The 25,247-nt window shown below is 60.8% G+C and carries 20 protein-coding genes; 19 read left to right on the forward strand and 1 reads right to left on the reverse strand.

Translation table 11 applies throughout. The features are described 5' to 3' along the window. The first annotated feature begins 158 nt into the window (after window positions 1-158). Window positions 159-428, forward strand: coding sequence for a DUF3077 domain-containing protein (locus tag NGJ21_RS23730; protein WP_237858348.1), 270 nt, complete (start codon window positions 159-161; stop codon window positions 426-428). Between the two features lie 226 nt (window positions 429-654). On the opposite strand, the gene NGJ21_RS23735 is transcribed toward NGJ21_RS23730, so the two are convergent. Beyond that, window positions 655-1,005: a hypothetical protein gene (locus NGJ21_RS23735; protein WP_204917883.1), complete on the reverse strand. Its 351-nt coding sequence runs from the start codon at window positions 1,003-1,005 to the stop codon at window positions 655-657. 1,008 nt (window positions 1,006-2,013) lie between these two features. Between NGJ21_RS23735 and NGJ21_RS23740 the strand changes: the two genes are divergently transcribed. From NGJ21_RS23740 to NGJ21_RS23825, 18 genes are all read left to right on the forward strand, one after another. After that, window positions 2,014-2,763: a hypothetical protein gene (locus tag NGJ21_RS23740; protein ID WP_012314371.1), complete on the forward strand. Its 750-nt coding sequence runs from the start codon at window positions 2,014-2,016 to the stop codon at window positions 2,761-2,763. Window positions 2,764-2,825: 62 nt separating this feature from the next. Continuing rightward, window positions 2,826-3,359, forward strand: a complete 534-nt coding sequence (gene tssB / locus NGJ21_RS23745) for a type VI secretion system contractile sheath small subunit (protein WP_251962766.1) — start codon at window positions 2,826-2,828, stop codon at window positions 3,357-3,359. Window positions 3,360-3,373: 14 nt separating this feature from the next. Continuing rightward, window positions 3,374-4,876, forward strand: coding sequence for a type VI secretion system contractile sheath large subunit (tssC, locus tag NGJ21_RS23750; protein WP_251962767.1), 1,503 nt, complete (start codon window positions 3,374-3,376; stop codon window positions 4,874-4,876). Window positions 4,877-4,907: 31 nt separating this feature from the next. Further along, the gene (tssE, locus tag NGJ21_RS23755; RefSeq protein ID WP_251962768.1) at window positions 4,908-5,390 is read left to right on the forward strand and encodes a type VI secretion system baseplate subunit TssE; all 483 of its coding nucleotides are present in this window, start codon (window positions 4,908-4,910) and stop codon (window positions 5,388-5,390) included. Next, window positions 5,390-7,222 (forward strand): type VI secretion system baseplate subunit TssF, encoded by a 1,833-nt coding sequence (gene tssF, locus NGJ21_RS23760; RefSeq protein ID WP_251962769.1) that lies wholly within the window; start codon window positions 5,390-5,392, stop codon window positions 7,220-7,222. Before tssE ends, tssF begins: the two co-directional genes overlap by 1 nt. Further along, entirely contained in the window at window positions 7,186-8,256 is a 1,071-nt protein-coding gene (gene tssG / locus NGJ21_RS23765; RefSeq protein WP_251962770.1) for a type VI secretion system baseplate subunit TssG, read from the forward strand. The genes tssF and tssG overlap by 37 nt, the downstream gene beginning before the upstream one ends. Continuing rightward, window positions 8,253-10,850, forward strand: a complete 2,598-nt coding sequence (gene tssH, locus NGJ21_RS23770) for a type VI secretion system ATPase TssH (RefSeq protein ID WP_251962771.1) — start codon at window positions 8,253-8,255, stop codon at window positions 10,848-10,850. The genes tssG and tssH overlap by 4 nt, the downstream gene beginning before the upstream one ends. A gap of 84 nt (window positions 10,851-10,934) precedes the next feature. Then, complete coding sequence (gene tssJ, locus NGJ21_RS23775; RefSeq protein ID WP_251962772.1) at window positions 10,935-11,660, forward strand: type VI secretion system lipoprotein TssJ; 726 nt, start codon at window positions 10,935-10,937, stop codon at window positions 11,658-11,660. Further along, window positions 11,653-12,996 carry a type VI secretion system baseplate subunit TssK gene (gene tssK, locus NGJ21_RS23780; protein WP_251962773.1) on the forward strand — a complete coding sequence of 448 codons (1,344 nt, stop codon included), beginning with the start codon at window positions 11,653-11,655 and terminating at the stop codon, window positions 12,994-12,996. The genes tssJ and tssK overlap by 8 nt, the downstream gene beginning before the upstream one ends. After that, window positions 12,993-13,706: a type IVB secretion system protein IcmH/DotU gene (icmH, locus tag NGJ21_RS23785; protein WP_251962774.1), complete on the forward strand. Its 714-nt coding sequence runs from the start codon at window positions 12,993-12,995 to the stop codon at window positions 13,704-13,706. Before tssK ends, icmH begins: the two co-directional genes overlap by 4 nt. A 20-nt stretch (window positions 13,707-13,726) precedes the next feature. After that, entirely contained in the window at window positions 13,727-17,638 is a 3,912-nt protein-coding gene (locus tag NGJ21_RS23790) for a type VI secretion protein IcmF/TssM N-terminal domain-containing protein (protein WP_251962775.1), read from the forward strand. After that, window positions 17,638-18,558: a type VI secretion system-associated protein TagF gene (gene tagF / locus NGJ21_RS23795; RefSeq protein ID WP_251962776.1), complete on the forward strand. Its 921-nt coding sequence runs from the start codon at window positions 17,638-17,640 to the stop codon at window positions 18,556-18,558. The genes NGJ21_RS23790 and tagF overlap by 1 nt, the downstream gene beginning before the upstream one ends. After that, window positions 18,558-21,050 carry a type VI secretion system membrane subunit TssM gene (tssM, locus tag NGJ21_RS23800; protein WP_251962777.1) on the forward strand — a complete coding sequence of 831 codons (2,493 nt, stop codon included), beginning with the start codon at window positions 18,558-18,560 and terminating at the stop codon, window positions 21,048-21,050. Before tagF ends, tssM begins: the two co-directional genes overlap by 1 nt. A gap of 107 nt (window positions 21,051-21,157) precedes the next feature. Next, window positions 21,158-21,676, forward strand: coding sequence for an Hcp family type VI secretion system effector (locus NGJ21_RS23805; RefSeq protein ID WP_251962778.1), 519 nt, complete (start codon window positions 21,158-21,160; stop codon window positions 21,674-21,676). Window positions 21,677-21,774: 98 nt separating this feature from the next. Beyond that, window positions 21,775-22,866 carry a type VI secretion system protein TssA gene (tssA, locus tag NGJ21_RS23810; protein ID WP_251962779.1) on the forward strand — a complete coding sequence of 364 codons (1,092 nt, stop codon included), beginning with the start codon at window positions 21,775-21,777 and terminating at the stop codon, window positions 22,864-22,866. 35 nt (window positions 22,867-22,901) lie between these two features. After that, window positions 22,902-23,156 carry a PAAR domain-containing protein gene (locus NGJ21_RS23815; RefSeq protein ID WP_251962780.1) on the forward strand — a complete coding sequence of 85 codons (255 nt, stop codon included), beginning with the start codon at window positions 22,902-22,904 and terminating at the stop codon, window positions 23,154-23,156. A gap of 11 nt (window positions 23,157-23,167) precedes the next feature. After that, complete coding sequence (locus NGJ21_RS23820) at window positions 23,168-24,289, forward strand: hypothetical protein (protein ID WP_251962781.1); 1,122 nt, start codon at window positions 23,168-23,170, stop codon at window positions 24,287-24,289. Next, entirely contained in the window at window positions 24,286-25,149 is an 864-nt protein-coding gene (locus NGJ21_RS23825; protein WP_251962782.1) for a hypothetical protein, read from the forward strand. The genes NGJ21_RS23820 and NGJ21_RS23825 overlap by 4 nt, the downstream gene beginning before the upstream one ends. The last annotated feature ends 98 nt before the right edge of the window (window positions 25,150-25,247 follow it).

The raw sequence follows: 25,247 nt of genomic DNA on the forward strand, positions 1-25,247 counted from the left end.
TCACGTCAGGCCTGGCCTGGCTCTTTCAAAAGTTAACCACTCGCACGGCGCCGCCCCTGAGGTTGTAGACGACCCTTAGGCGCTCGGTGAACCCGTGTGGGCCCGGTTTTCCGGCGAAAGGGCCAGCCCAGGCACCCGCATTTTCAGGGAGCCAACCAATGCCAAAAGACGACACAAGCGAATACACCACACCCGGCAAAACCATGTTCTACCAGGCAGAGGGCCAAACCCAACCCCTGTTCTGCATCGCCCCAGGCATCCCCTGCCAAGATGCCCGGGAGCAAGCCTCGGAGCTGATGGGGTGTGTGCGCGACCTGACCATCACCGGGCTGATGGAAGAAAACCCGCAACTGATCTGGGCGTCCTATTACCTGAGCGCGTTGGCCAAGGCGCTGCTGGATGATGCCGAGTTGGGGATGCAGCGGTAGGTCAGCAAGCGGCGGGCTCGCCCATCGAGGACAACTTGGCTCCGTACGAAAAGTTGTGTATCGCTGCCACCGTTGGAGCTGGCTTGTCAGCGCCTTCAGGAGTTTTCATACAAAGCCAAGTGATGGGCCAGTTCGATAAGGCGATGGGGTGATCATGGGCTCTCAAATGGCCCGATTATGGCACCAAAGGAGTACAATCCAACGTGATCTTACGTGGGGAACTTATCTACCAAACGTGATTATACAGCGCGTACCCACACGCTAGTACAGAAGCGATCAGAATGAACCCAGAAATCCTGCGCCCTTCATAAATATGGCTCCAAGGCACTACATGTACCAGCCGCTCAGGCGGCACGCTTTTCAGAAAACGGTAGCGAATGATGAAGTACGTGATGCTGATCAGGGGATAAATGAATACGGCTATCCCTGCGGCATCCAGGCCGCCAAAAAGCGCCAGGAACGCTGGGGTAAACAGGTAGGCACACTTCACCCAAAAGTCCAGTTCTACAAGGTGGTCATGGACTTCACCGCCGGGGTGCTGCGCTTTTTTCGTACGTTTGCTCGTCCTTGCAGGCATTTGAAATCTCCTTTTCACTTATTGCGGCTTGGCACGCACAGATAGCCTTGCCCGGGATCAAGCCCAATCGTGTACACGTGGACGGCAGCTAGCAACGCCGCGACCTGCCGCCGAACCACACGGTCGAGGAGCAACCAAGAGGCAGTTCTGCTACGCCTTCACCAGCACACAATACCGCTTTTCCTTGGGCACCGAGGCAAGCTCCAGCCGCCATTTTCTTTCGATACCGGTCAGCAACGGCTTGGTCGATTACGAGGAGTACTACGCGATCGCGCAGGCTCGCTTCGACACCTGGATGCGCGAGCCGGCAGCCGCCGTGCCAACGGTAAACAGGTGCCGCTGTCGGCTGATGGATGATGCCCTTATTGTGCAACCGGGTGCCAACCGGGGCACTGCTGGTTGGCCATGTATCGCGGCATGGGCTCGCTCTGCGATCAGGTTCAGTTCTGGAAAAAAGAGTTTAGCGGTCTAAGTCAAATATCCGAAGCCTACACCTGCCTCTGTGTGGGCCGGCTTGCCGGCGATCACGGGCGCAGCCCGTGCCAGTCATCCTGTCGAACACGCAGCTCAAATATGCCGGCTCTTGGATCATAAAAACCTCGCCACCGCCTGCTGCATGCGGCGTATTCCGTCGCATTGCCATCATTGGAAGGCCCGCCGTAAAGCCCCTGCATCACCGCCCGACCCAACCAGAAATGCGACCTGCTTCACCTTTTGAAAAATATTTTCCAACCTCTTTTTCAGCTGTTTTCCCACGCTTCAAACCCCTTCCCCACGGGCCCAAGCCCCGATTTTACGCACCCAAAACCCCTGGCCAATATCAATACGACATCATTGCGCCGCGTCACAAACAGGGAAAAAATCGCTGCCCCGGCGGGAACTTCTCCTACAGCAGGGTGCCCTACACGGCATTACTGGCAACACGATATTCATGTGCCAGTACCGAGTTTCCAGTCCACGCCAGCGGCGTATCAGGACGATTCAAAAAGGCTCATGGACGATGTACCGATGACACAGACGTTTGATGTCGAAGCACTGATCAAGCTGCGTAGCCAAACGCGGGCAATCTCCGATGCGCTCAAGGCGCAGGCGGCCGATTACCTCGCCACCGCGGCGCCGCTGATCCGTCCGCAAACGCTGTTCGGTGAATACCTGCAGGGGGCGCAACGCAGCAGCGGGCGCGAAACCCAGGGCCACTTCCAGTCGCTTATCGAACTCTACGAGCGCATCGGCTCGGCCGCGCCCTTCCAGCTGGTCAGCGAGCTGGAAGTGCCGCTCAACCTCATCAGCACCACCCCCGAACTGTTCCCCCTGGAATACGACAAGGCCCTGGTCCCCAGCGGCCAGGTCATCCGCATCACCAGCCCGGTGCGCTGGGTCGTGGGTTTTCAGGGCTTTGAGCTGGCGCGCTTTCGCAATGTCATCCACGACCCCAACCGCAGCAGCGCCGAGCTGTACCGCTTCGTGGTGCACTATCTGGTGCTGTTCTACTGCCTGAGCAAGTCGCCTGGCCTTGGCCGCCTGTTCGAAGGCCTGCGCTTTGGCTTGAGCTTCGAACGCCTCAAGGGCATGGGTGACCTGCCCTTCTGCGTCATCAGCTCGCCGGTGCGTTCGGAACTTCCCGACGATTCGGTCATCCGTAGCAGCACGCAAATTGCCGGCAACACCAGTTTCGAAGAGCTGGTGGGCCGCGACAACATTCTGGAAATGAACGACGAAATCCGTCAGCGCCTGCTGCTGACGATCGAAGGACTGTAACGCGCAGGCCCCCGCCGGGCCGCGCCATGATTCGCAGCGAATTGCTCGCACTGGAGAACACGATGGCGAAGAAGGAAAGTACCCAGCACAAACTCGACCGCGTTCGCGCGCCGCGGGTTCACATCACTTACGACGTGGACATCGGTGATGCGATCGAGAAAAAGGAGCTGCCCTTTGTCGTTGGCGTGCTGGGCGATTTTTCCGGCAACCCGCTGGAGCCGCTGCCCAAGCTCAAAGATCGAAAGTTCGTCTTCATCGACCGCGACAACTTCAACGGCGTACTCAAAGGCATCAAGCCGCGCCTTACCTACCGCGTCGACAACACACTCGCCAAAAACGGCACCCAGCTCGGCGTCGAACTTAATTTCAACGCCTTGGAAGACTTTGAGCCGCAGAACGTAGTGAAGCAAGTCGAGCCGCTGCGCAAGCTGCTTGAGGTGCGCAACAAGCTAGCCGACCTTCGCAACAAGATGGGCGGCAACGACAAGCTCGAAGAGCTGCTGATGGACGTGCTGCAGAACACCGAGAAGCTGAAAACCCTGGGCAAGGAATTCGGTCGCGAAGCCGCCGTACCCGCCGCCGATGGCAAAGAGTAAGCAGGAGCCAGACGATGACCGACAAGCAAACACTGCCACAACAGGACACCGACCTGGTCGAGGTGGAAACCTTCGCCCCGCAGGCCTCGCTGCTCGACAGCATCATTTCGGAAAGCCGCGTTGCCCGCTCCGAAACCGAGCGCAGCCGAACCCGGGACTTGATCGGTGAACTGGTCGGCCAGGTATTGGAAGGCGAACTGACGCCTAGCAAGGACCTGATCGCGGTGCTCGATGCGCGCATTGCTGAAATCGATGCAATGCTCTCGGAGCAGATGAACGAGATCATGCACGCCCGCGAGTTCCAACAGCTGGAAGCTTCGTGGCGTGGCCTCAAGTACCAAGTCGATCAGACCGAAACCAGTACCACGCTGAAGATCCAGCTACTCAACGCCTCGAAAAAAGACCTGGTACGCGATCTGAAAGCGGCCTCCGAATTCGATCAGAGCGCGCTGTTCAAGAAGATCTACGAAGAAGAGTACGGTACTTTTGGTGGTGCGCCGTTCGGCATGCTGGTTGGCGACTATGAGTTCACCCGCAGCCCGGAAGACATGTATCTGCTCGAAGAAATTTCCCATGTCGCCGCCGCAGCCCACGCCCCCTTCATCTCCGCAGCATCACCGGAGCTGTTCGGCTGGGACTCATTCACCGACATGTCTGGCCCGCGCGACCTGGCAAAGATTTTCGACACAGTCGAATACGCCAAATGGAAGTCATTCCGCGCGTCGGAGGACTCGCGCTATGTCGGCCTGACGCTGCCGCATGTGCTCGGGCGCCTACCCTACGGTCCGGACACCGTTCCCGTCGATGAATTCAACTTCGTAGAGAGCGTCGACGGCCGCGACCACAACAAGTACCTCTGGATGAACGCTGCTTACGCGTTGGGCACCCGCGTGACCGATGCGTTTTCCCGCTACGGCTGGTGCGTCGCCATTCGCGGCGTGGAAGGCGGCGGCCTGGTTGAAGGCCTGCCTACCCACACCTTCAAGACCGATGACGGTGAAGTCGCCCTCAAGTGCCCAACCGAAATCGCCATTACCGACCGCCGTGAGAAAGAGCTGTCGGACCTTGGCTTCATTCCCCTCGTACACTGCAAAGGCACCGATTACGCCGCTTTCTTCGGCACCCAGTCGGCGCAGAAGCAAAAGCAATACAACACCGACATCGCCAATGCCAACGCACGCCTGTCGGCGCAGTTGCAATACATCTTTGCCACCTCGCGCATTGCCCACTACATGAAGGCGATCATGCGCGACAAGATCGGCAGCTTCGCTTCGCGCAAGGATGTCGAGTCCTTCCTCAACGAATGGCTGGCCGACTATGTGCTGCTCGACGACACCGCAAGCCAGGAGGCCAAGGCCAAGTTTCCGCTGCGCGAAGCCAGTGTCGAAGTGGTTGAAGTGCCAGGCAAGCCAGGTGCCTACAAGGCTGTGGCGTTCCTGCGCCCGCACTACCAGCTCGATGAATTGACCGCCTCGCTGCGATTGGTCGCCGAACTGCCGCAGTCTACTCGTAGCTGATCGACCCAAGCCAGGAAGGCGTAGTACACCCATGAGCCGTCACTATCAATTGGTGCCAACACTGCTGGATCGCTTGCTTGATGATGCTCCTCATCACGCAAGCGAGGCGGTCTCGAAGCGCCTGTGCTCTCTGGCCGACTATAAAGCCAGCCTGATCCGCGATCTTGAGGTGCTGGTCAATACCCGCCAGTGCCTGGTCGCCGACCGGCTCGGCAGCCACCCTCAACTGGCGGGCACCATCCTTGAGTACGGCATGCCGGACTTCACCAGCAAAGGAGTGCTCAACCCCGAGGATCGGCGGTTGATCCAGGCCCAGCTGGAGCGTGCCATCAGCGTGGGTGACAAACGTTTTCGCGCAGTACGCGTGCAACTGATGAACCAGCAGGTAGGCCACCGCATGCTGACTTTCAGGGTCGATGCCGTGCTGCACCTGCAGGACGCCACACGCCAGGTGTCCTTCGACGCGGTATTGCAGGTCAATACCCAAGAATACAAAGTGCAGAACCTCAACTGATGCTCGACGACCTGCTGCCCTATTACGAAAAGGAACTCTCGCACCTGCGCTTTCTCGGGCAGGAATTTGCGCGCGAGTATCCGAAAATCGCCTCGCGCCTGCTGATCGAGGGGGACAACTGCGAAGATCCCCACACCGAGCGCCTGATCGAAGCGTTTTCCTTCCTTTCTGCACGCATCCATAAAAAGCTTGATGACGAGTTTCCAGAGATCGTTGAGGCTTTTCTCGAGGTCCTGTACCCGCACTACCTTCGCCCCACGCCGGCCCTGTCGATCGCCGAATTCTCTGCTGGCAACCGGGCGTCGCTGACGACGCGCTACGACATTGCCCGTCATACCGAAATCACCTCACGCAGCGTAGAGGGCGTCGCATGCCGGTTCCGCACCTGCTACCCGGTGCAGCTGTGGCCCATCGTCGTGCACGAGGCATCGTTTGCCGAGCTCGAGCGCTCAGTGTTCAACGGCCACAGCGCCGACCTGGTCGCCCACCTGAAAATTGGCCTGGCAGCTACTACAGACCTGCACTTCGGCCAGTTGGACATCCATTCGCTGCGGTTCTTCCTCGACGGCGAAAGCACGTTGATGCTGCAACTGTACGAACTTCTTTTCAACAATCTGGCGAAAGCCACCTTGAGTTTCACAGAAAACGGCCAGCGCCGCGAAATCGGCCTGCCAGCAGACGCTCTGCGAGCAGTCGGCTTCGAGGCTGCCGATGGTCTGGTGGACTATTCCCCCCGCTCCTTCACCGGCTACCGCTTGCTGCACGACTATTTCACCTTCCCCGACAAATTCATGTTCTTCGACCTCGGTGGGCTCAAGCGAAGCCTGGCCGGTCGTGACCTGCAAACGATCGAGATCAATTTCTACTTCGCCCAATACGAACTTGGCGAGCGCCTGGTGCGTCTGGCGCAGAACATCGGGCGCAACAACTTCAAACTAGGCTGCACGCCGATCATCAACCTGTTCAAGCAACAGGCCGAGCCGATAAAGCTGACGCACGCCCAGCACGAATATCCGGTCACCCCGGACGTGCGGCTGCAAGGCAATGCCGAAGTGGTGTCGATCGATCGCGTACAGCGGGTGCGTAAACTCGCCGGCAACGACAAGGTCAGCGAATGCAATCCATTCTTCGAGCCACGCGGCGAACTCGGGCCTGATGCCTGTTACTGGATCGGCCGTCGCCAACCGTCGCGTCGCGGCAGCCAGACCGGCACCGACATGATGATCCGCGTGGTCGATCGCGAACTGGACCTGATCGACACCAGCAGCGACACCTTGAGTATCGCCTTGACCTGCAGCAACCGAGACCTGCCGCAGCTGCTCGGCTATGGCGGCAGCCAGAGCGATTTCAGCCTGGACCAGGATGGCGTGGTCGACAGCATCCGCATGCTGCGCAAGCCTACGGCCACGGCCCGGGTACCGCTGGGCGATGGTCTGATCTGGCGGCTGGTTTCCCACCTGTCTTTGAACCACTTGTCGCTGGTTTCCCAGGGCAAAGAGGTACTACAGGAAATGCTTAGCCTCTACAACTATCGGCGCGGGCTGGCCGTACGCAAGCAGATCGGCGGCATTCTCTCGATCAAGAGTGAACCGGTAGTCGCGCGCATCGGCCATCCGCGGCCAAACTTCGTACGCGGTGTCGGCATTACCCTGGAACTCGACGAAAGCCAGTACATCGGAAGCGGCGTCTTCTTGTTCGGCAAGATCCTGGACCACTTTTTCGGCCAGTACTGCACCGTCAACAGCTTTACCCAACTTACCCTTCGTACCCGCCAGCGGGAAAAGAGAATCGTACAATGGCCAGCCAGAACCGGCGATCAACCCCTGGTCTGATCGACCAGGCACGCGCGGAGCCATACCGGTTCGAATTTTTCCAACTGGTACGGCTACTGCGCCTGCACTACAGCAGGTCGGGTCGCATAGACCCGGAAACGCGGCCGCACGACGACCCGTTGCGTTTTCGCTCGCAGTTGTCGCTGAACTTCCCGGTCAGCGAAGTCAGCGAGTTGAAGTTCGAGCGGGCCGAGCGTACCAATGTCAACGATCAACCGCTGTCCGAAGTGCAGGTTACCTTCATGGGCCTGGTCGGGCCGTCCGGCGTGCTGCCACGGCCTTACACCGAGCTGCTGATGAACCGTCATATTCAGCACCGCGACGATGCCGCGCACGCCTTCATGGACCTGTTCTCTCACCGGATGGTCGCGCTGTTTTACCAGGCTTGGCAAAAGTACAAGTTCCACATCGAGCACGAACGCAAGGGTGCTTCGGACTTCGAGCGCTATCTGCTCAACCTGATCGGGTTTGGCGAGCAAGGGCAAAAACGCAAATTCGACGAAGCAGGCCCAGGGCTGCGCCACGAGTTGTTCAGCCACTTCGCTGGCCTGTTCACCCAGCGACCGCGCAACGCGCAGAATCTGCAGGCGATGCTGTGCTTCTATTTCGGCCTGAATTTCACGCTGCGCCAGTTCGCCGGGCGCTGGCTGAAGCCGCAGCCAGAGCAATGTACGCGGCTGGGTCGGCAAAACGCCCAGCTGGGCCAAAGCACGGTCGCCGGTAACCGCGTATGGGACTACCAGTCGTGCGTGCGCATCGAAATCGGCCCGTTGGAACTGGCCGATTATCAACGCTTCCTACCCGGTACCGACAACCACCGCAAGCTGGTCGAGCTGGTGCGTTTCTACCTCGGCCCCAGCCTCGATTTCGAATTGGCACCACAACTCAAACCCGAAGCCGTACCCGTTGCCCGCCTGGGCCGCGAAGGCGGCGTGGCGCTGGGCTGGCTGGGCTGGCTGAAGCGGCCCGGCAGCCAGGCCAAGCCTGCCCGCTGTGGCATTTTTAGTATTCCTTTTGATGGGGTCTCGCTGTGAACCTTAAGTCCTTGTTTGCCAAGCTCAACGACACCTGCCGCAGTGCCACCGAGAGCGCGGCCGCGCTGTGCCTGGCCGAGCGTCACTACGAAGTGGACATCGAGCACGTAATGCTGCAACTGCTCGAAGGCGACGACAACGACTTGCGTCCCGTGCTGCGCCACTACGACGTAGTGATCGAGCGCCTGCAGTCACAGCTGGCACAGGCTCTTGAAGGGTTCAAGACCGGCAACACCCGCACCCCTGCCCTGTCGCCTCACATCACGCAGCTCATAGAGCGCGCCTGGGTCCTTGCCTCAATAGAGTACGGCACTCAACAGATTCGCAGTGCCTACCTGCTACTGGCATTACTCAACGACCCTGACCTGCGCCGCCTGTTGCTGGCCAGCGCGGGCGAGCTGGAAAAGATCAATGTCGACGACCTGCGCGCCAACCTGGCGGACCTGATCAGCGCCAGTGGCGAAGCTCAGCTCGCCGCCCCGTTGCACGCCGATGCCGGCAGTCAATCGCCTGTACGCTCTTCCGGCAAGACACCGGCACTCGACCAATACACCGTCGACCTGACCCGCAGCGCCCGCGAAGGCCGGATTGACCCGGTACTAGGGCGTGAAGCCGAGGTGCGTCAAATGGTCGACATCCTGACCCGTCGGCGTCAGAACAACCCTATCCTCACGGGCGAAGCTGGCGTCGGCAAGACCGCTGTGGTTGAGGGCCTGGCGTTACGCATTGCTCTGGGTGATGTGCCATCCCCACTCAAGGATGTCGCTATTCACACCCTCGACCTGGGCCTGCTGCAGGCAGGTGCCGGGATCAAGGGAGAGTTCGAAAACCGCCTGAAATCGGTGATCGAAGAAACCAAACGCAGTCTCCACCCGATCATCCTTTTCATCGACGAAGCCCATACGCTCATCGGCTCCGGGGGCCAGGCCGGGCAGAACGACGCTGCCAACCTGCTCAAGCCCGCGCTGGCACGCGGCGAGTTGCGCACCATCGCAGCCACGACCTGGGCCGAATACAAGAAGTACTTCGAGAAGGACGCCGCACTCGCCCGCCGCTTTCAGGTGGTCAAAGTGGAGGAGCCTGAAGAGGACCAGGCCATCTACATGCTGCGTGGCCTGCTGACCAAGATGCAGGAGCACCACCACGTAGCGGTGATGGACGATGCCCTGGTTCAAGCCGTGCGCCTATCCAGCCGCTATATCACCGGCCGGCAACTGCCAGACAAGGCCGTCAGTGTGCTCGACACCGCCTGTGCCAGGGTTGCGCTGGGCCAAAGCTCGCAACCAGGGCGCCTGGAAGACTGCCTGCGGCTGGTCGAGCACCTGCAGGCTGAAATCAACCTGTTGGAACAGGAACAGCGCAAAGGTAGCGACCACCAGCGCCGACTCGAACAGTTGCACGAACAGATCGAACAGGCCACCCAACGCCAGCAGCGTCTAAATCTGCAATGGCAGCGTGAGCTGGAGCTGGTACGCCAGATCCACACCCTCAGCGAGACCAGCGATGCCGACAACTGCGCCGAACTCGCCCAATTGCGCAACCAGCTGGCCGATGTGCAAGGCGAAGAACCGTTGGTCCACGCCCTGGTAGATGGCGCGACCATTGGCGAAGTCATCTCGGGCTGGACCGGTATCCCGCTGGGCAAGATGCTGCGCGACGAAATCGACACTGTCCAACGCCTGCCTGCGCTGATGGCGGAGCGTGTACTCGGGCAGGATCATGCCTTGCACGAGATCGGCAAGCGCATCAAGATTTCCCGGGCGCGCATGGAAGACCCGAATAAACCCATTGGTGTATTCCTGCTGCTCGGCCCCAGCGGCGTGGGCAAGACCGAAACAGCATTGGCGCTGGCCGACACCCTGTATGGTGGTGAGCGTAACGTCATCACCATCAATATGTCCGAGTATCAGGAGGCGCACACCGTCTCCAGCCTCAAAGGTTCGCCCCCTGGTTATGTCGGCTACGGCGAAGGCGGCGTGCTGACCGAAGCGGTGCGGCGCAAGCCCTACAGTGTGGTGCTGCTTGACGAGGTGGAAAAAGCCCACCCGGACGTGCTCGAGCTGTTCTTCCAAGTGTTCGACAAGGGTGTTCTGGACGATGGCGAAGGGCGTGAGATCAATTTCCGCAATACCGTGATCATCCTCACCTCCAACGTCGGCACCGATCACATCATGCGTACCTGTCTGGGTGCCGAACAGCCCCCTGCGCCGGCACAGCTGGTCGAGGACCTGCGTGAGCAACTCAATGCCGTGTTCAAGCCGGCCTTCCTGGGCCGCTTGAGCATCGTGCCCTACTACCCGGTGCAGGACGCCATTCTCGAACGCATTGTCGGCCTCAAGCTTGAGCGCATCCGTCAGCGCTTCGAACGCAACCACCAGGCGCACTTGCACTTCAGCCCGGCGCTTGTACCGGCAATTGCCGCGCGCTGCACCGAGGTCGACAGCGGCGCGCGCAACATCGACAACATTCTGTCGGGCAGCCTCATGCCGGAGCTGGCCGACCGCGTACTGGCGCGCATGGCGGATGATCAGCCGATCAACAGCCTGCGCATCGACCTGGATGAAGCCGGCGGCTTCGCCTACAGCCTGGCGTAAGAGATGCAGCCGTTGACGCAAGGACCATCAGCAGCAGCCCGCACCGTTCGGGCGCTGCCAGACCGAGATTTCAGGAGCAGTGCAATGGGCAGGTTACTGGGTGTATTGATCGTGGCGTCGGCGCTCAGCGCGTGTGGCATCACAGACCGGGTTGGCAAGCGAGTGGATGACACTTGGGCAGGCGACATGCTGTTCAGCAGCGACGAGCAGGTGACCCTGACCGTCGACGGCGGCAACCGGCTGAATCCGGACGCAACCGGCACGCCGCTGTCGGTGGTCACCCGTATCTATCAGCTCACCAGCCTGGAACGCTTCATCAGCAGTGACGCCGACACGCTGCTGGACAACCCGGAGCAAGCACTGGGCAACACCCTGCTCGATACCCGTGAGCTGGTGGTGTTGCCAGGCATCGGCGACATCCAGCGCTGGCCGCTGACCAAGCAGGCCCGCTACGTCGCCGTTGCCGCGTTCTTCCGCGACGAAAGCGGTGGGCGCTGGAAGATGGCCTTCAACGCTGACGCCTTCCGCAAGGACGGCATCCTGTTCTCTTCCAGTGGTGGTCGCATTCTGCTGGACCGCAACGAGATCACCGCCGAGCGCGGCCAGGACGTGCTGCAGATGCCCTCACAGCAGGCCATCGCCACCTTGCAACCCGCGCAGCCCCCGCAGGCACAACCGACCGTGGCTCAGGAACTGCAGGCCAAGGCGCTGGACTCTGCCCAGCAGGCTGCCGAAGAGGCCGCCGACCAATCCATCAAGAAATCAGTGAACAACCTGTTCGACTCTGCACTGGAAGGTATCCATGAGTAAGAAAAGCCGTGTGATGTGGTCGGAGGGGATGTTCCTCCTGCCCCAGCACTTCCAGTACCAGGACGAGTTCCACCAGCATCAACTCGCCCAGGCAACCTTGCGTTCGTCGCCGTTCCACTGGGGTGTTCAGGCGCTGGAAGTCGACGAACAGGCGTTGAGCAGCGGTGTACTGCAGCTCAAACGCCTGCACCTCGTGTTCCCTGATGGTTCGGTATTCGATGCGCCGCAGCACGATCCGCTGCCGGCCGCCCGCGACCTCAAGGAGGTGATGCAGGGGTCTGGCCTGAAGGTGTACGCCGCCCTCAAGCTGGCAGAACCCTACAGCGCCAATTACCTTGAGGAAGGTGCCGAGCGCAGCGGTGCCCGCCGTTACCGCAAAGCGTTCGATACGCTGCCCGACCTCAACGAAGGTGACCTGGAAAACGAAATCACTAGCCTGCGCCTGAACGTGGTGCTGTTGGTCGATGGCGATGCGCTGGACGGCTACAGCTATTGCCCGCTGCTCCAGCTGCAGCGCAACAACCTCAACACTTTCAGCATCGACAGCCAGTTCGTCCACCCGGCATTGCACCTGGGCGCCCACGAAACCTTGCTGACTATCGCCCAGCGCCTGCTGGCCCTGCTGCACAGCAAAAGCGAGACCTTGTCGGGCCGCCGGCGCGAGCGCGCTGACCAGATAGCCGAATTCGGGTCCAGCGACGTCAGCCTGTTCTGGCTGCTATACACCGTCAACCGCGCCTACCCCGGCCTTGCGCACCTGCTACAGCACCCGCAGCTGCACCCGGAACAACTGTATCGGTTCCTCGCCGAACTGGCCGGCAGCTTGCTGACCTTCTCGCTCAACGCCCGGCTGGACGATATCCCGGCCTACGACCACCAGGACCCGGCCGCCTCGATGATGAAGCTCGACCGGCTGGTGCGCGAACTGCTCAACAGCGTCGTGCCCAACCAATACATCCCGATTCCGCTGGACCAGACACGCCCCTCGTATTACGTCGGCCGCCTGAACGACCCACGCCTGGTAGAGGCCGATTTCTACTTCTCGGTCCACGCCGACATGCCTGGCGCCCAAGTGCTGGAACTGGTGCCCCGGGCGTTCAAGGTCGGCTCGCCGGAGGACATCGAAGTGGTGGTCAACACCGCAATGCCCGGTGCCACGCTCAACCATTGCGTACGTACACCGAATGCCATTCCGGTACGCCTGGACAACCAGTACTTCGCAATCGAACCCCACGGACGTGTGTATGAACGCATGATGGGCGCCAATGCCATCGCCTTCTACGTACCCAGTGCCTTCAAGAACCTCAAGCTCGAACTGATGGCGGTGCTCAAATGACTGTTGCCGTAATGCCAGGCGGCGTTGCCGCTATCGAACAGGCCTCGACCCTCAAGGACCTGGTCAAGGACTTCCTGACCATGGCCCTGATGATCCGCCGGGGCAACAAGGTCGCTGACGTAAAACGCCTGCGGGCCAGCGTCGATGAGTTCTTCCCCGCGCTGGAGCGTGATGCACGCCGTGCCAACTACAGCGTCGAACAGGTCAAGGATGCCCAGTACGCACTGTGCGCCTTCCTCGACGAAAGCGTGCTGAACGCAGGCCCGAGCGAAATCCGCAACCAGATCGAAATCAACCCGCTGCAATTCCAGTACTTCGGCGTACACCTGGCTGGCCAGGGCTTCTTCGACAAGCTCGACAGCCTGCGCACGGACGTCAAACGCAACCTGGACGTTCTCGAGGTCTACCATCTGTGCCTTGCGCTGGGTTTCGAAGGCAAATACAGCCTCGAGCAGAAGGACCAGTTGCGCTACATAGCCAACACCCTGGGCCAGGACATCGCCCGCCACCGGGCCCCCCGCAAAGCACTCGCCCCGCAGTGGGCACTGCCCGACCAGGTGTCGCAGATGCTGCGTTACGAAGTGCCACTGTGGCTTTACCTGGTGCTCATCGCGCTGGTCTGCGGGGCGGTCTACCTGACCCTGGACTGGTTACTGGGCAAGGAAGTCGCTGCACTGGCAGATCAGGTCCGACGGCTGTTCGGCGTTTAATTCAGTACGGTCAGGAAGACATGAAAGCACTATTGCGCTGTTTGAAAAATTTCTGGTTTGCCTTGGCGCTGGTCTGGGCCATTGGCTTGTTGGCCTGCTGGTTCGCCCTGCCGCGCTGGCAGGTTTCGCAAGAGCAGGTCTATGTAGCGATGACGCTGTTCAGCGCCGTATGCCTGTTGCTGGTGGTGTTGCGCCAGTACCGCCGCATCCGTGCCGAGCAGAATATCGAGAACCTGGTGCAACTGGAGGTCGACCGCTCGCTGGGCAGCGAAGGCGAGTTCCGCGACCAGCATGTGTTGCGCGAACGCCTCAAGCACGCCATCGCCATGCTGCGTTCGGCACGTTCGGCGGGCGGCGGCGGTGCGGCGGCACTGTCCGACCTGCCCTGGTACCTGGTGATCGGCATGTCGGCCTCAGGCAAAACCTCGCTGCTGACCCGCTCCGGGCTGTCCGCGTCGATTGCCGGTGCTCAGGCCAATGGTTTCGACAGTGGCACCCAACACTGCGACTGGTACTTCAGCCCCGACGCCGTCCTAATTGATACCGCCGGCCGCTACCTGCGTGACGATGCCTCAGCTAGCGAGTTCGCCTCGTTCCTCAAGCTGCTGCGCAAACAACGCAGCAAGCCTGCCGTCAACGGCCTGGTGCTGGTGGTCAGCCTGCCAGAAATCATCTGCGCGACGGTCGCCGAGCGTGAGGCCATCGCCGCACGATTGGTCAACCGCATTGACGAGTACAGCGAGTGCCTCGGCGTCAACCCGCCGCTGTACCTGATGCTCAGTAAGACCGACCTGCTGCCAGGGTTCAATCAGGCCTTCGAAAGCCTGGACAATACCCAGCGTCAGCAACCACTGGGCATGACTTTCCCGCTGGCCGACGTGCGCAGCAAGGGCTTACGTACCGTGGCCGAAGAGCGCTTCAACCAGTTGCTGGCCAGTGTACGCGAGCATGTAGACGTCCAACTGAACGGCGCTGGCAACACGGCCAATGTCGAATTGCTGCAGTTCCCCAATTATTTTGCCGAGCTGTCCACGGTGCTCGGCGGCTTCCTCGAACAGTTCGAACGCACCGCCGATGGCCGTACGCCACCGATCGTGCGCGGTGTGTATTTCACCAGTGCACTGCAAACCGATGAGCAACTACCACCGGTCTATGAAGATGCGCTGGGCGCGCACTACGCGCTGCAAGCCAGTGATCGCGCGGCTGCCGGCAAGCCCGCGCAGAAGGTTGGCGACAAGAGCTACTTCATCACCGGGACGTTCCGCAATGTGGTGTTCCCCGACCGTAACCTGAGCCTCTATTATTCGCGCCAAGGGCGTACCCGCGCCCTCACGCCGGCCCTCGCCGGGGCTGCTGCGCTTGCCGGCGTCGCCCTGCTGGCGTGGGAAGGTGTGTCGTTCCACAACAACCGTCAGGTGCTGGCCAACATCGGTGGCGACCTCAGCGAGCTGGAACAGGCACCCGACCAGGCCGAGCGCCTGGCTTCCGGCCAGGCGATGGAGCAACTGCGCCGCCACCTCGGCGAATTCGAAGGTTATGACAGCGAAGGTGTGCCCCTGGCACTGGGCGCGGGGCTTTACAGTGGCACTGACCTGCTCGGCCCGTTACGTAAGGCTTACCTGCAGCAATTGCGTACCCAGGCACTTGAACCGATTGGCAAGCAGCTGCAGGTGCAATTGCGCGTACTAAACCAATTTGCCGAAACCGTAGACCGCACCCCGCTGGCCGCAACCGACAAACGTCATACGGCCAAGGCAACCGCCGCGAATGCTGCACCTGCCAAGTCCGTCAAAGTGTTCAAGGCACCCGCCAGTGCTGCGTTGGTCACCGGCGTTGCACGCAGTGATAACCAGGCCCTCGGCCAACTTACGTCAGCGGTCAGCCAGGCCGGCCAGGAAGGCCGCCGGCGCGCGCTCGATGCACTGCAGGACAAGGCGCGCTCGGTATCAAGCGCCGACTCGTCCGAAGACACTGCACTTACCGCGGGGCTTTCGCTGTCCGAGGACAGCCTCGGGCGCCTCAGCGAGCAGCAGATTGCATCGGTAATCGAGGCCTACAGCGCGCTCAAACTGTACCTGATCCTGACCCACCCGCAGGCGCACCCGGACGCCGACTTCGTCGCCACCGAGTTGCCGCGCGCCTGGGCACAGGCAGCACAAGCGCAAGGGCTAGACATCAGCCAAGAGTTGATCGCCGCCAACAGCGCAACCTATGTGCGTTACCTGCAGCTGGGCAGCGCCCCAGCATTGCGTCGCAATGAGCAACTGGTCACCGATGCACGGCAGAGCTTGCGCTCGTTCATGATCGCCAGCTCCCTGGTCGACCGCGAATACCTGCGCCTGCAATTGGAGTCCGGCCGCCAATACCCGGCGTTGACGCTTGCCGACATGGTCCCGGCTAACAGCCGCAACCAGCTGTTCTCTGCCGAATCTGTCCCTGCCATTTATACTCGTCAGGGCTGGGAGGAATTCGTCCAGCCCGAGTTGATCAAGCTGCTCTCGGGCGAGCTGCGCAACGACAGCGACTGGGTACTCGATGGCGAAGGCGGCAACGGCCTCGTGCAAAAAGCCAACTTCATGCGTGAACTGCTGGCCCGTTACAAGTCTGACTATGCCGAAGCCTGGTTCACCTTGCTGCAAGGCGTTGGTGTACGTCATTTCACCGACATGGCCAACGCCAGCGAGCGCCTGGCGGTCCTCAGTGACGTGCAGAACTCGCCAGTGAAGAGCCTGCTGGCGGCCGTCAACCACAACACAGACTGGGACCTGCCCAAACAAGCCTCCACCTCGCAGACCAGTGTTGTCGAGGACGGTTTCTGGAGCAGCATCAAGGGCGTTTTCGCCGGCCAGGGCGCACAAGGGGCCGCCATTGTCGCCAAGTTGCCTCGCGTTGACGACGCCAGCCTGGCCAAGCGTTTCGAGCCGGTATCGCGGCTGTTTGCCACGCAGAACGCCGAAGGCGCCGACAGCACCGTGATGGACCGCTATCTGGCCGCGCTGCGCAAGCTGAAGGTACGCCTGAGCAACATCCAGCGCTCCCAGGACGTCGGCAAGAACAGCAAACTGTTGATCAGCGAAACCCTCGAGGGCCAGCCTTCGGAAGTAACCCTGGTACGCAACTACGTAGAGACCAGCGTCGACACAAGTGCCGGCAGCTTGTCCGATTCGCTGCTGCGCCTTTTCAATTCGCCCCTGCAGTACACCTGGGAAACCCTGCGCGACCCGGCCGGTCAGCAGATCGCCAAAGCCTGGGCGCAAGATATAGCCCGCCCATGGCAACAGGTCATGGCTCACCGTTACCCGATCGTCGCCAGCAGCAACAACGAAGCCTCGGTCAAAGACCTGCAACGCTTCGTCGACCCCGAAAACGGCTTGCTGCCGGCTTTCAAACGCAACGAAATCGGCAACTTGGCCGGCGGTGAAGGCCTGGGCATGGGTACCGGTAACAGCAGCAGCCCATTGGTGAACACGAAGATGGTCGACAGTATCGACAAGGCCAGCTCCGTTGGCCAGGTCATCGCTAGCCTGTCGGACCGCGAGAACGGCTTTGAAATCATGCTGGAGCCATCGGCGCGCTACACCGACATCATCTTCACCCTCGACGGCCAGGAACAACACTACCGAAACGGCCGCACCAGCTGGAACCGCTTCGCCTGGCCAGGCAGCAACAATGCACCGGGTGCACGCCTGGACGTAGTGACCCTCGAAGGCCAGCGCATCACAGTGTTCGACTACCCCGGCCGCTGGGGCCTGCTGAAAATGAACGACAGTGCCCGGGTCAACGACCTCGACACCATTCAGCAGCGCTTTACCTGGCAATCGGTGGCCGGCCCGGTGAGCCTGGTGGTGCGCAACTACGGCGGCGTGAAGATGACCGACCTGGCTCAGGTCAAGGCACTGAGCGTGCTCAACGACAGTGCGCGGGTGAACTGATGATCGGTTGTTTCGGCAAAGTCCCCGCCAGCGCCGACTTCGTCAGCCTCAACGGTGCCCTGCCCGAGGTTTGCGAGTTCGACCTATGGCTGCAGAACGGCCTGGGCCGCATGCAGTCGCAGGCCGATTGGCGCGAGCGCTTTGACGCGTTGCCGGTGTGTTTCTTCTGTTACCGCAGCCGCAGCGGGCACTGGCTGCTCGGCGGCTTCATCAGCTCGCGCGACACCAGCGGCCGGCGTTACCCGTTCATGGTGTTCCAGAGCATCCGAGTGGAGCACGACGCGCAGTTCATCAGCCCGCATATTCTCTGCGAGCTGTTTGCCGGGCAGATCAAACCGTTGCTGATGCAGGCAGCCCAAGGCACCGACATGGCCGAACTATTCGCCCGGATCAAGGCCATGCGCGGCTGGACAGTGCAAGACCTCGACCTTTACCGCCGCGTGCACGAAAAGTTCTTGCGCGATTTTAACCTGCGCGACATCGCCCGGCCGCTGCGCCACAGCTACCCAGAGTTCGACACACAAGCCGGCATGGCCAGCCTGTACCGCCTGCGCGCAGCCCTGCAGCAACAAGAACCTGCTGCGATCAGCCTACCGTTGCCAGCGCAGAGCGGCCTCAAACGACCGATGGCCGACCTCTGGTGCACGCTGCTCTCACGCCTGCGCGGCACGGGCGGGATGCCCGACGTCAGCGTGCTGGTGGACGATTTCATGCGCCCTGGCCTGCTTTGCTTCGTGTCGCGCGGCAGTGATGAGGTCTACCGCGTGCTGACTGGCGTTGCCGACAGCAGCGAGCGCTATAACCTGCTGGACCCTTTACCACAGCCAGCGGCAGGCGCCGCGTTGACGCTGCCTGCCGATGACCTGGCCCTGAACGATTTCATTGAGCGCTTTGCCAGTGCTCGGGACGAACAGTATTGATGAACAGGCTCAAGTACTACTTCTTCAAATACCAACCGTATGTACTCGGTGTGGTGTTTTTCCTGGCCATTTTCCTGGTCTGGGCAGTCGGCGTGGCGCTGGGCTTTGCCTCGCTCTATAGCTTGCTTGCCGGTATCGGGGTGTTCGTGCTTCTGTCTGCCGCCTATGTATTGCTGATGTACCGTGGCGTGTCCAATCACCACGACCTGGAAGCGCTGCTGCGCGATGACGCCGATCAGGCCGTGCTCAATGCCAACCCGCAGGACCGCGAAGAAGTGAGCCTGCTGCGTGAACGCCTGCTGCAAAGCATTGAGCGCCTACAAGGCACGGGCAAGGCTGGGGCGAACAAAGATGCTCTGTATGCCCTGCCCTGGTACCTGGTAATCGGCCAGCCTGCTTCGGGCAAGAGCACCATGCTCTACCAGTCCGGCCTCACCTTCCCGTACGCCGACCGCGAAGGCGCAAGGGTTGCGGGCTTGGGCGGTACGCGCAACTGTGACTGGTTCTTCAGCTCCGAAGCGGTACTGCTCGACACCGCCGGCCGCTACATGGACAACCAGGAAGAAGCCGGCAAATGGCGCGCCTTCCTCGGCCTGTTGCGTCAGCACCGTCAACGCCGTCCCCTCAACGGCCTGATTGTCGCAGTCAGCATCGAAGACATCCTGCATTCCACTACTGAAGGGCGTGAGCGCCTCGCCAAACGTCTGCGCGAGCGCATCCAGGAGGCGCACGAATTGCTGCAGTTGCGCTTGCCGATCTACCTGGTTTTCACCAAGTGCGATCTGCTGCCCGGTTTTACCCATTTCTACCGTCAGCTCGACTCGTCAGCGCGCGACGAAGTCATGGGCAAGACCTTCGCCCACGAAGGTTTCGAGAAATCCGACTGGGGCACGCGCTTTACCACAGGCCTGAACGACCTGGTCGAACACTGGCAGGTGCTGGCCGACCAGCAGATGCTGCAGCAGGACATCCAGTTGACCCGCCAGGACCCGGCCGCGTACCGAATGCCGCTGGAGCTGGCAGCACTCAAGCCCTTGCTCAACACCTTCGTTGCCGACCTGCTACGCGCCAACCCTTACCAGAGCGCCGAACTGCTGCGCGGGTTCTACTTCACCAGTGCTTTGGACGCCGATGATCCAGCCCAAGGGGCGTACGCCCATCAGGTGCGTGAACGCTTTGCCCTGGCTGCGCCCGGCAACACCGCTGCCGCCAACAGCCAACCCGCGCCACTGTTCATCGCCAGCCTGTTCCGCAAAGTGATCATCCCCGATCAGCACCTGGTGGCGCTGTACACCACCAACCACCATGAAACCCGTCGCAAGGCGACCTGGGTGGGTGCCGCCGGGCTTGCCGGGTTGCTGCTGTGCCTGGCCTGGGGATGGTCGTACAGCAACAACAAGGCCGCCCTCCAGGCCGTGGCCGCCAACCTGAGCGCAGCCCAGAAACAGGATGCCGCAGCCAGCCAGCAATACACCGACTGGCACACACTCGACCAGTTGCGTCACGCCGCAGCCGAACTGTATGCCCGCCATCGCGTCGACGGCGTACCGCTGGCCATGCGCATGGGCCTGTACACCGGCCATGCCATCGAACCGTTCCTGCGCGAGGCGTATTTCGCCCAACTTGAAAAGGTCATGCTCAAACCAACTGCCGACAACCTGACCCGCTCTCTGTACCTGCTGAGTAGCATCAAGATCTACCAGCGCAACGCTCCGCGCCTGGAAGCGGTGAGCGGTATCGACAGTGTCGAACCACGCGCCCTGCCAGTGGACAACCGCGCCCAATCAGTGGCGACCTTCGGCCAGACCACACTGGACACCTACCTGATGCTGTCCAAGGCCCAGCGCGAGCAAGCCCAGCCCGCCGTGCTCAAGGCACGCATCCCCGACTACTGGTACCCGGCCATCTACAAGCAGGTGCCACACGCTGACGGGCAGTCCGCGCAAGCGGTCGGCGAGGCCGACGACTATCAATTCGCGGGGCGCCAGATCGCCTTCTATGCCGACCAGATCCGCGAGCCGGACGTACCGCGCATTCTCAACAACGCGTTCCTGATTTCCAGTTCGCGCAATTACATCAACAGCCTGCTGTCACGCTCGCTGCGCGCTATCGAAACCATCACGCTCGAGTCTGACACGCTGTTCGCCTTCGGCCGCGCCGACTTCCAGAGCCTTGAGCCCGCAGGCCAACGCCAGCTCAGCAGCATTGCCAACAAGCTGCTGAACACTCCCAACGTCGGCAAGATCATCATCACCGGCCACGCCGACCAGATCGGTGACAGCCAGAGCAACCTGCAGGTCTCGCGGCAACGTGCGCAGACCATCAAGACCTACCTGGTAGGCAAAGGCCTGCCAGCAGAGCTGGTCGACGCCGTGGGCGAAGGCAGCAACAAACCCTTGGTGCGCTGCAACATGCAAGCGCCGCGCGCCCAACTGATTCAGTGCCTGGAACCTAACAGGCGCGTCGAGATCGAGGTCCGGGCACTTGATTGATGCCAGGTCTCAACACGACACCTGCGGCATGTACGCAGGGGTCAAACTCAGGGCAGGTCCAATAGTTGGATCAAGGAAGCCCTTTACACCTATGGAGAAACTTACAAATGGCATTTGACGCATACCTCAAGATTGACGGCATCCCAGGCGAAGCACTGGATGACAAGCACAAGGACTGGATCGAAGTGCTGGGCTACCAGTACGGCGCTACCCAAGCCACTTCGGCGACTGCCAGCTCTTCGGGCGGTGCGTCGTCCGAGCGTGTCAACCTGAGCGACTTCACCATTCGCAAGTACGTGGACAAAGCCTCTGCCAAGGCTTTCGAGGCGTGCTGCAAAGGCCAGCACATCAAGGAAGTCGTGCTGAACGTAAACCGCGCCGGTGGTGACAAGGTGACCTACCTGACCATCACCTTGGAAGAAGTTGTGATCTCCTCTGTCAACTTCCTCGGCAACCTGCCGCTGGACGGCGAGGCCAAGTCCGAAAGCGACCTGCCGATGGAAGAGATCAAGTTCAACTTCTCGCGCATCAAGACCACCTACACCCAGCAGAAGCGCTCCGATGGTGCCGGTGGCGGCAAGGTCACCGGCGGCTGGGACCGTTCGCTGAACAAGGTCTATGCCTGAGCCTGACCTGAGCTGCCGCCTGTAACGGGCAGCTGGATCGAGGGTCCCGTGCCACACGGCACGGCGACCTTCCTTTTACCTTTGCAATAGAGCCGTCCATGTCCGACATTCTTGACGACCTTTCACTGTCTGCCTTGCGTGCCCCGATTGATGGCGGTGCCGGCGAGGATCTGAGCTTTTCCAGCCTGTTCGATCAGATCAAGGAGGCTCGCCGTGCCGATGCCGACTACCTGACACAGGGCGACTGGCAAACCGACCTCAAGCAGGCCGACTGGGAGCAGGTAATTCAATTAGCCGCGGCTGGTCTCACCGAACAGAGCAAGGACTTGATGCTGGTGGCCTGGCTCAGCGAAGGCCTTGCGCACAGGAAACAGTTTCCTGGCATCCGTTTTTCCCTGGCAGTGGCCCAAGCCCTGCTTGAAGATTTCTGGGACACGCTCTACCCCGCCCTCGATGAGGGGGTGGAGGAGCGTGCTGCCCGCATGGCGTGGCTCACCACCACACTGACACAAGTGGTACGCACCCTGCCGATCACCCAAGGGCAGAACTACAGCCTGCACAAATATGAAGAATCGCGGCAGGTCGAGAACCTCGCCCGGCAAAACCCATCGGCAATGCAACAAGCCCTGGAAGAAGGCAAGATCAACGCCGAACTGTTCCAGCGCTCGGTGGTGCTCACTGACACCGAGCATCTGCAGCAACGGCATGCGCAGATCAGCGAATGCCTGGTCGCCTGCCAGCAGCTTCAGGCTGCCGCCACCAAGGTATTCGTACAGGATGTGCCTAGTTTCCTGGCACTGAACGACGTGCTGGTGCACGCCCGCCAGTTGGTCGAACGCTTGCTCAAGGAGCGCGGCGTCGAACTCGCTGCAGCACCGGCCACAAACGAGCCAGCGCCCGAGCAAAGGGTCGATGTCGCCGCCCCCACTGCTGTCGCGAATGAACGCCGCGCAGCCGATGCACCGCTGCGTACTGTGCCGCTGAACCGCGAAGAAGCCTTCACCCTGCTGCAGGGGGTAGCGCAGTACTTCAAGCAAGCCGAGCCCCACAGCCCGGTGCCTTACCTGGTCGAACGGGCCATCAAGTGGGGCAACATGCCGCTGGAATCCTGGCTTAACGATGTGATCAAGGACAGCAGCGTGGTCGATAACATTCGCGATGTGCTCGGCACCTTGCAACCTCGTGACTGATTTGTGGTCTTAGCCGCCAGAAAAGGAGTTTCGACATGCGTCCGATCATTCTCTTGAACGACCCCACCGACCGCGGCGGCATGGTCGTACAAGGCTCACCCTCCACCCTGGTCAACAGCCGTGCCGTAGCCCGGCTGGGCGACAAGGTGATGTGCCTGCACGGTGCGTGCATGATCGCCAGCGGCGACACCACCACCTTGGTTGACGGCAAACCGGTTGCCCGCCATGGCGACAAGACCGCCTGCGGCTCAAGCCTGATCGCAACCAACAGCGACACCGGAATACTTTAAGGACTGCCAGCATGTTGAAACCCTTTGCCCAGAGCCATCGTTCGCTGTGGGATGTGATCGGCGAACGGCGTGAGCAAGAGCAGCGCCTGGCACCCGCACCACGCCCCATTGCGCACTACGACACCGCGCGCATCGGGCTGGCCGATGCCTGGCTGTGGCTGCCCAACCTGACCCCGGCTGAGGCCAAGGCAGGAAAGGCGCTGGGCAAGGTAGACGCCGACTTCGAGCACGACCCGCGGCTGGTGAGCCCAGCTGGGCATCGGCGCAATGTGCGACGTATCCGCGCGGGCACTGACCGAGCCGAGATCAGGGCGTTGCCAAGGGCTCTGCAATTGCTGCAGGCCATGCTGAGGCAGTGGCATGACTTCGCCGCCGAGCTGGACTGGGACCAGGTTCAGGTCGTGCTGTTCGCCCCCACCGATATAGCTCCCGATCCGTGGCTCGATGCGGCGCTCGAGGTATGGCCATTCGACTATCTGCCCGGGCATGGCTTCATCGCCCCGGAGCAAACGTTCTCCACCTGGCTGCCTTGGGCGCTGCAGAATGATCTGGAAGCCCCCAATCTGTTGTGCATCGGGCTCGACTCCTGGGCGACCGTCGCCAGGGCTGGCGGCCTGACGGGTGAGCGTATGGCCGGTGAGGCCATCGCCGTGCTTAACCTGCAACGAATCGACCTGGCCAACGTCGATGACAACCCCCGCTGGCATCTCTCCCCTGCCGTGGCGCACGCCCATGAGCCCCGCGCCTTGCAGTCACGCAAAAGTACGGGTGGCCTGGAGCAGGTGGCTGCGGCGTTGTGTGAGCGATGTGGCATGGCAATCGCCGAAGTGAAGGCAGTGGTCACCGACGGCCACCACGACGACAACCGCCTTGAGCATCTGTACCAGTTCCTGAATAACTGCCTGCCCGACTGCGACCTGCAGCAGCACGTCATCGGGCATGCGCTGCTGGCGGGCGAGTACGGGCATGGCATCAGCGAGATGAGCGCGCTGGGTTTGGCCTTGCAGGCGGCCAAAAGCCTGGAGGGGGCGGTGCTGGTGTTCGACCGGCATGCCTCGACGCAGACACAGGGGTGGTTGCTTGGCCCGTCGCAGGTTGCGGTTGCCGGCCAGCAAACGAGTGTGCATGCATGATTATGAAGTTCGCCAGTTGTGCATTTTTACTGGGGATTGCCGGTTGTGAAGACGCGAGCATGAATCGCGAGAAACCAACCATAAGCTTTGAGTTGGACGCACCTGTCGAACGTGCGCTGGGCTCTTCTTCAGTTCACTTTATTAAGGACTGCATGCTAGGCCTTTGCATGTACAAGTACTCGCTAACTTTTAGCAAGCCGTTGCGTGCGAATCTGGAAATCATTTCCAGCGCCGGAAATTTGAAGTTTGATGACATGGTGAGCGCAACGCTTGTGACATTTGAAGGCGATAACATCAATAGCGCCAACATTACTTTAGGCGGAATAGATTCGGACGCCGAACACGCTAACGCGATGCGGTATCATTATCAGTTAGTCGAAAAGTTAGAAGCACAAGGCTGGCGTCGATTCATCTTTCAAAATGAAGCAAGAGTACCAGGAACCGAGGCACTTAAATTTGAAAATACTCACTACGTGCTGGATAAGCCTGTCGGCACTGGACCTTGGGATGACCCTGCTTTGAAGCGAACCCAAGAACAGTGGTTGTCAATGCGGACATTCAGTTCTTGGTATTTTCAGAAGAACGGCGTTTATCTGAAGCTTAGCGAATTACGCTGGGACAGTGAGGAGGCACCCGAGAAAAAGGGCTCTTATTTGTTCACGTTGGAGCTCGAGTCGGAAAGCGAGTTTTACAAAGGCTACTTCGAAGGCGAAAAGGACCGTAAAGATTGGAAAGCACTTGTGCCCGCCGAACTCAAACGCATGGCCCAGGAACGCGCCCAAACCGAAGCACGCCTGAAAAAGATGGGCATCGCCATCGATGAAAGCTACCAGGACCCGCCCATCAAGGCCCTGGAATAACCCACTTTTCAGCCCCCATTCAGGAGACCCCTTGTCATGGACCTGACCTTCGGCACCCCGCTCTCGCAAAGCGGCCGCCTGTTGCAGCTGACCACCCC

The sequence above is a fragment of the Pseudomonas sp. Marseille-Q5299 genome, from assembly GCF_943737035.1.
GTDB lineage: Bacteria > Pseudomonadota > Gammaproteobacteria > Pseudomonadales > Pseudomonadaceae > Aquipseudomonas > Aquipseudomonas putida_E.

What these genes read in the sequence shown, in the direction of transcription:
- NGJ21_RS23825 (WP_251962782.1), top strand. Translation starts at nt 24,286, where the DNA reads ATGATTATGAAGTTCGCCAGTTGTGCATTTTTACTGGGGATTGCCGGT.
- tssG (WP_251962770.1), top strand. Translation starts at nt 7,186, where the DNA reads ATGGCCAGCCAGAACCGGCGATCAACCCCTGGTCTGATCGACCAGGCA.
- tssK (WP_251962773.1), top strand. Translation starts at nt 11,653, where the DNA reads ATGAGTAAGAAAAGCCGTGTGATGTGGTCGGAGGGGATGTTCCTCCTG.
- tssF (WP_251962769.1), top strand. Translation starts at nt 5,390, where the DNA reads ATGCTCGACGACCTGCTGCCCTATTACGAAAAGGAACTCTCGCACCTG.
- NGJ21_RS23820 (WP_251962781.1), top strand. Translation starts at nt 23,168, where the DNA reads ATGTTGAAACCCTTTGCCCAGAGCCATCGTTCGCTGTGGGATGTGATC.
- tssB (WP_251962766.1), top strand. Translation starts at nt 2,826, where the DNA reads ATGGCGAAGAAGGAAAGTACCCAGCACAAACTCGACCGCGTTCGCGCG.
- NGJ21_RS23740 (WP_012314371.1), top strand. Translation starts at nt 2,014, where the DNA reads ATGACACAGACGTTTGATGTCGAAGCACTGATCAAGCTGCGTAGCCAA.
- tssM (WP_251962777.1), top strand. Translation starts at nt 18,558, where the DNA reads ATGAACAGGCTCAAGTACTACTTCTTCAAATACCAACCGTATGTACTC.
- NGJ21_RS23730 (WP_237858348.1), top strand. Translation starts at nt 159, where the DNA reads ATGCCAAAAGACGACACAAGCGAATACACCACACCCGGCAAAACCATG.
- icmH (WP_251962774.1), top strand. Translation starts at nt 12,993, where the DNA reads ATGACTGTTGCCGTAATGCCAGGCGGCGTTGCCGCTATCGAACAGGCC.
- NGJ21_RS23805 (WP_251962778.1), top strand. Translation starts at nt 21,158, where the DNA reads ATGGCATTTGACGCATACCTCAAGATTGACGGCATCCCAGGCGAAGCA.
- tssC (WP_251962767.1), top strand. Translation starts at nt 3,374, where the DNA reads ATGACCGACAAGCAAACACTGCCACAACAGGACACCGACCTGGTCGAG.
- tssA (WP_251962779.1), top strand. Translation starts at nt 21,775, where the DNA reads ATGTCCGACATTCTTGACGACCTTTCACTGTCTGCCTTGCGTGCCCCG.
- NGJ21_RS23790 (WP_251962775.1), top strand. Translation starts at nt 13,727, where the DNA reads ATGAAAGCACTATTGCGCTGTTTGAAAAATTTCTGGTTTGCCTTGGCG.
- tssJ (WP_251962772.1), top strand. Translation starts at nt 10,935, where the DNA reads ATGGGCAGGTTACTGGGTGTATTGATCGTGGCGTCGGCGCTCAGCGCG.
- NGJ21_RS23735 (WP_204917883.1), bottom strand. Translation starts at nt 1,005, where the DNA reads ATGCCTGCAAGGACGAGCAAACGTACGAAAAAAGCGCAGCACCCCGGC.
- tssE (WP_251962768.1), top strand. Translation starts at nt 4,908, where the DNA reads ATGAGCCGTCACTATCAATTGGTGCCAACACTGCTGGATCGCTTGCTT.
- NGJ21_RS23815 (WP_251962780.1), top strand. Translation starts at nt 22,902, where the DNA reads ATGCGTCCGATCATTCTCTTGAACGACCCCACCGACCGCGGCGGCATG.
- tagF (WP_251962776.1), top strand. Translation starts at nt 17,638, where the DNA reads ATGATCGGTTGTTTCGGCAAAGTCCCCGCCAGCGCCGACTTCGTCAGC.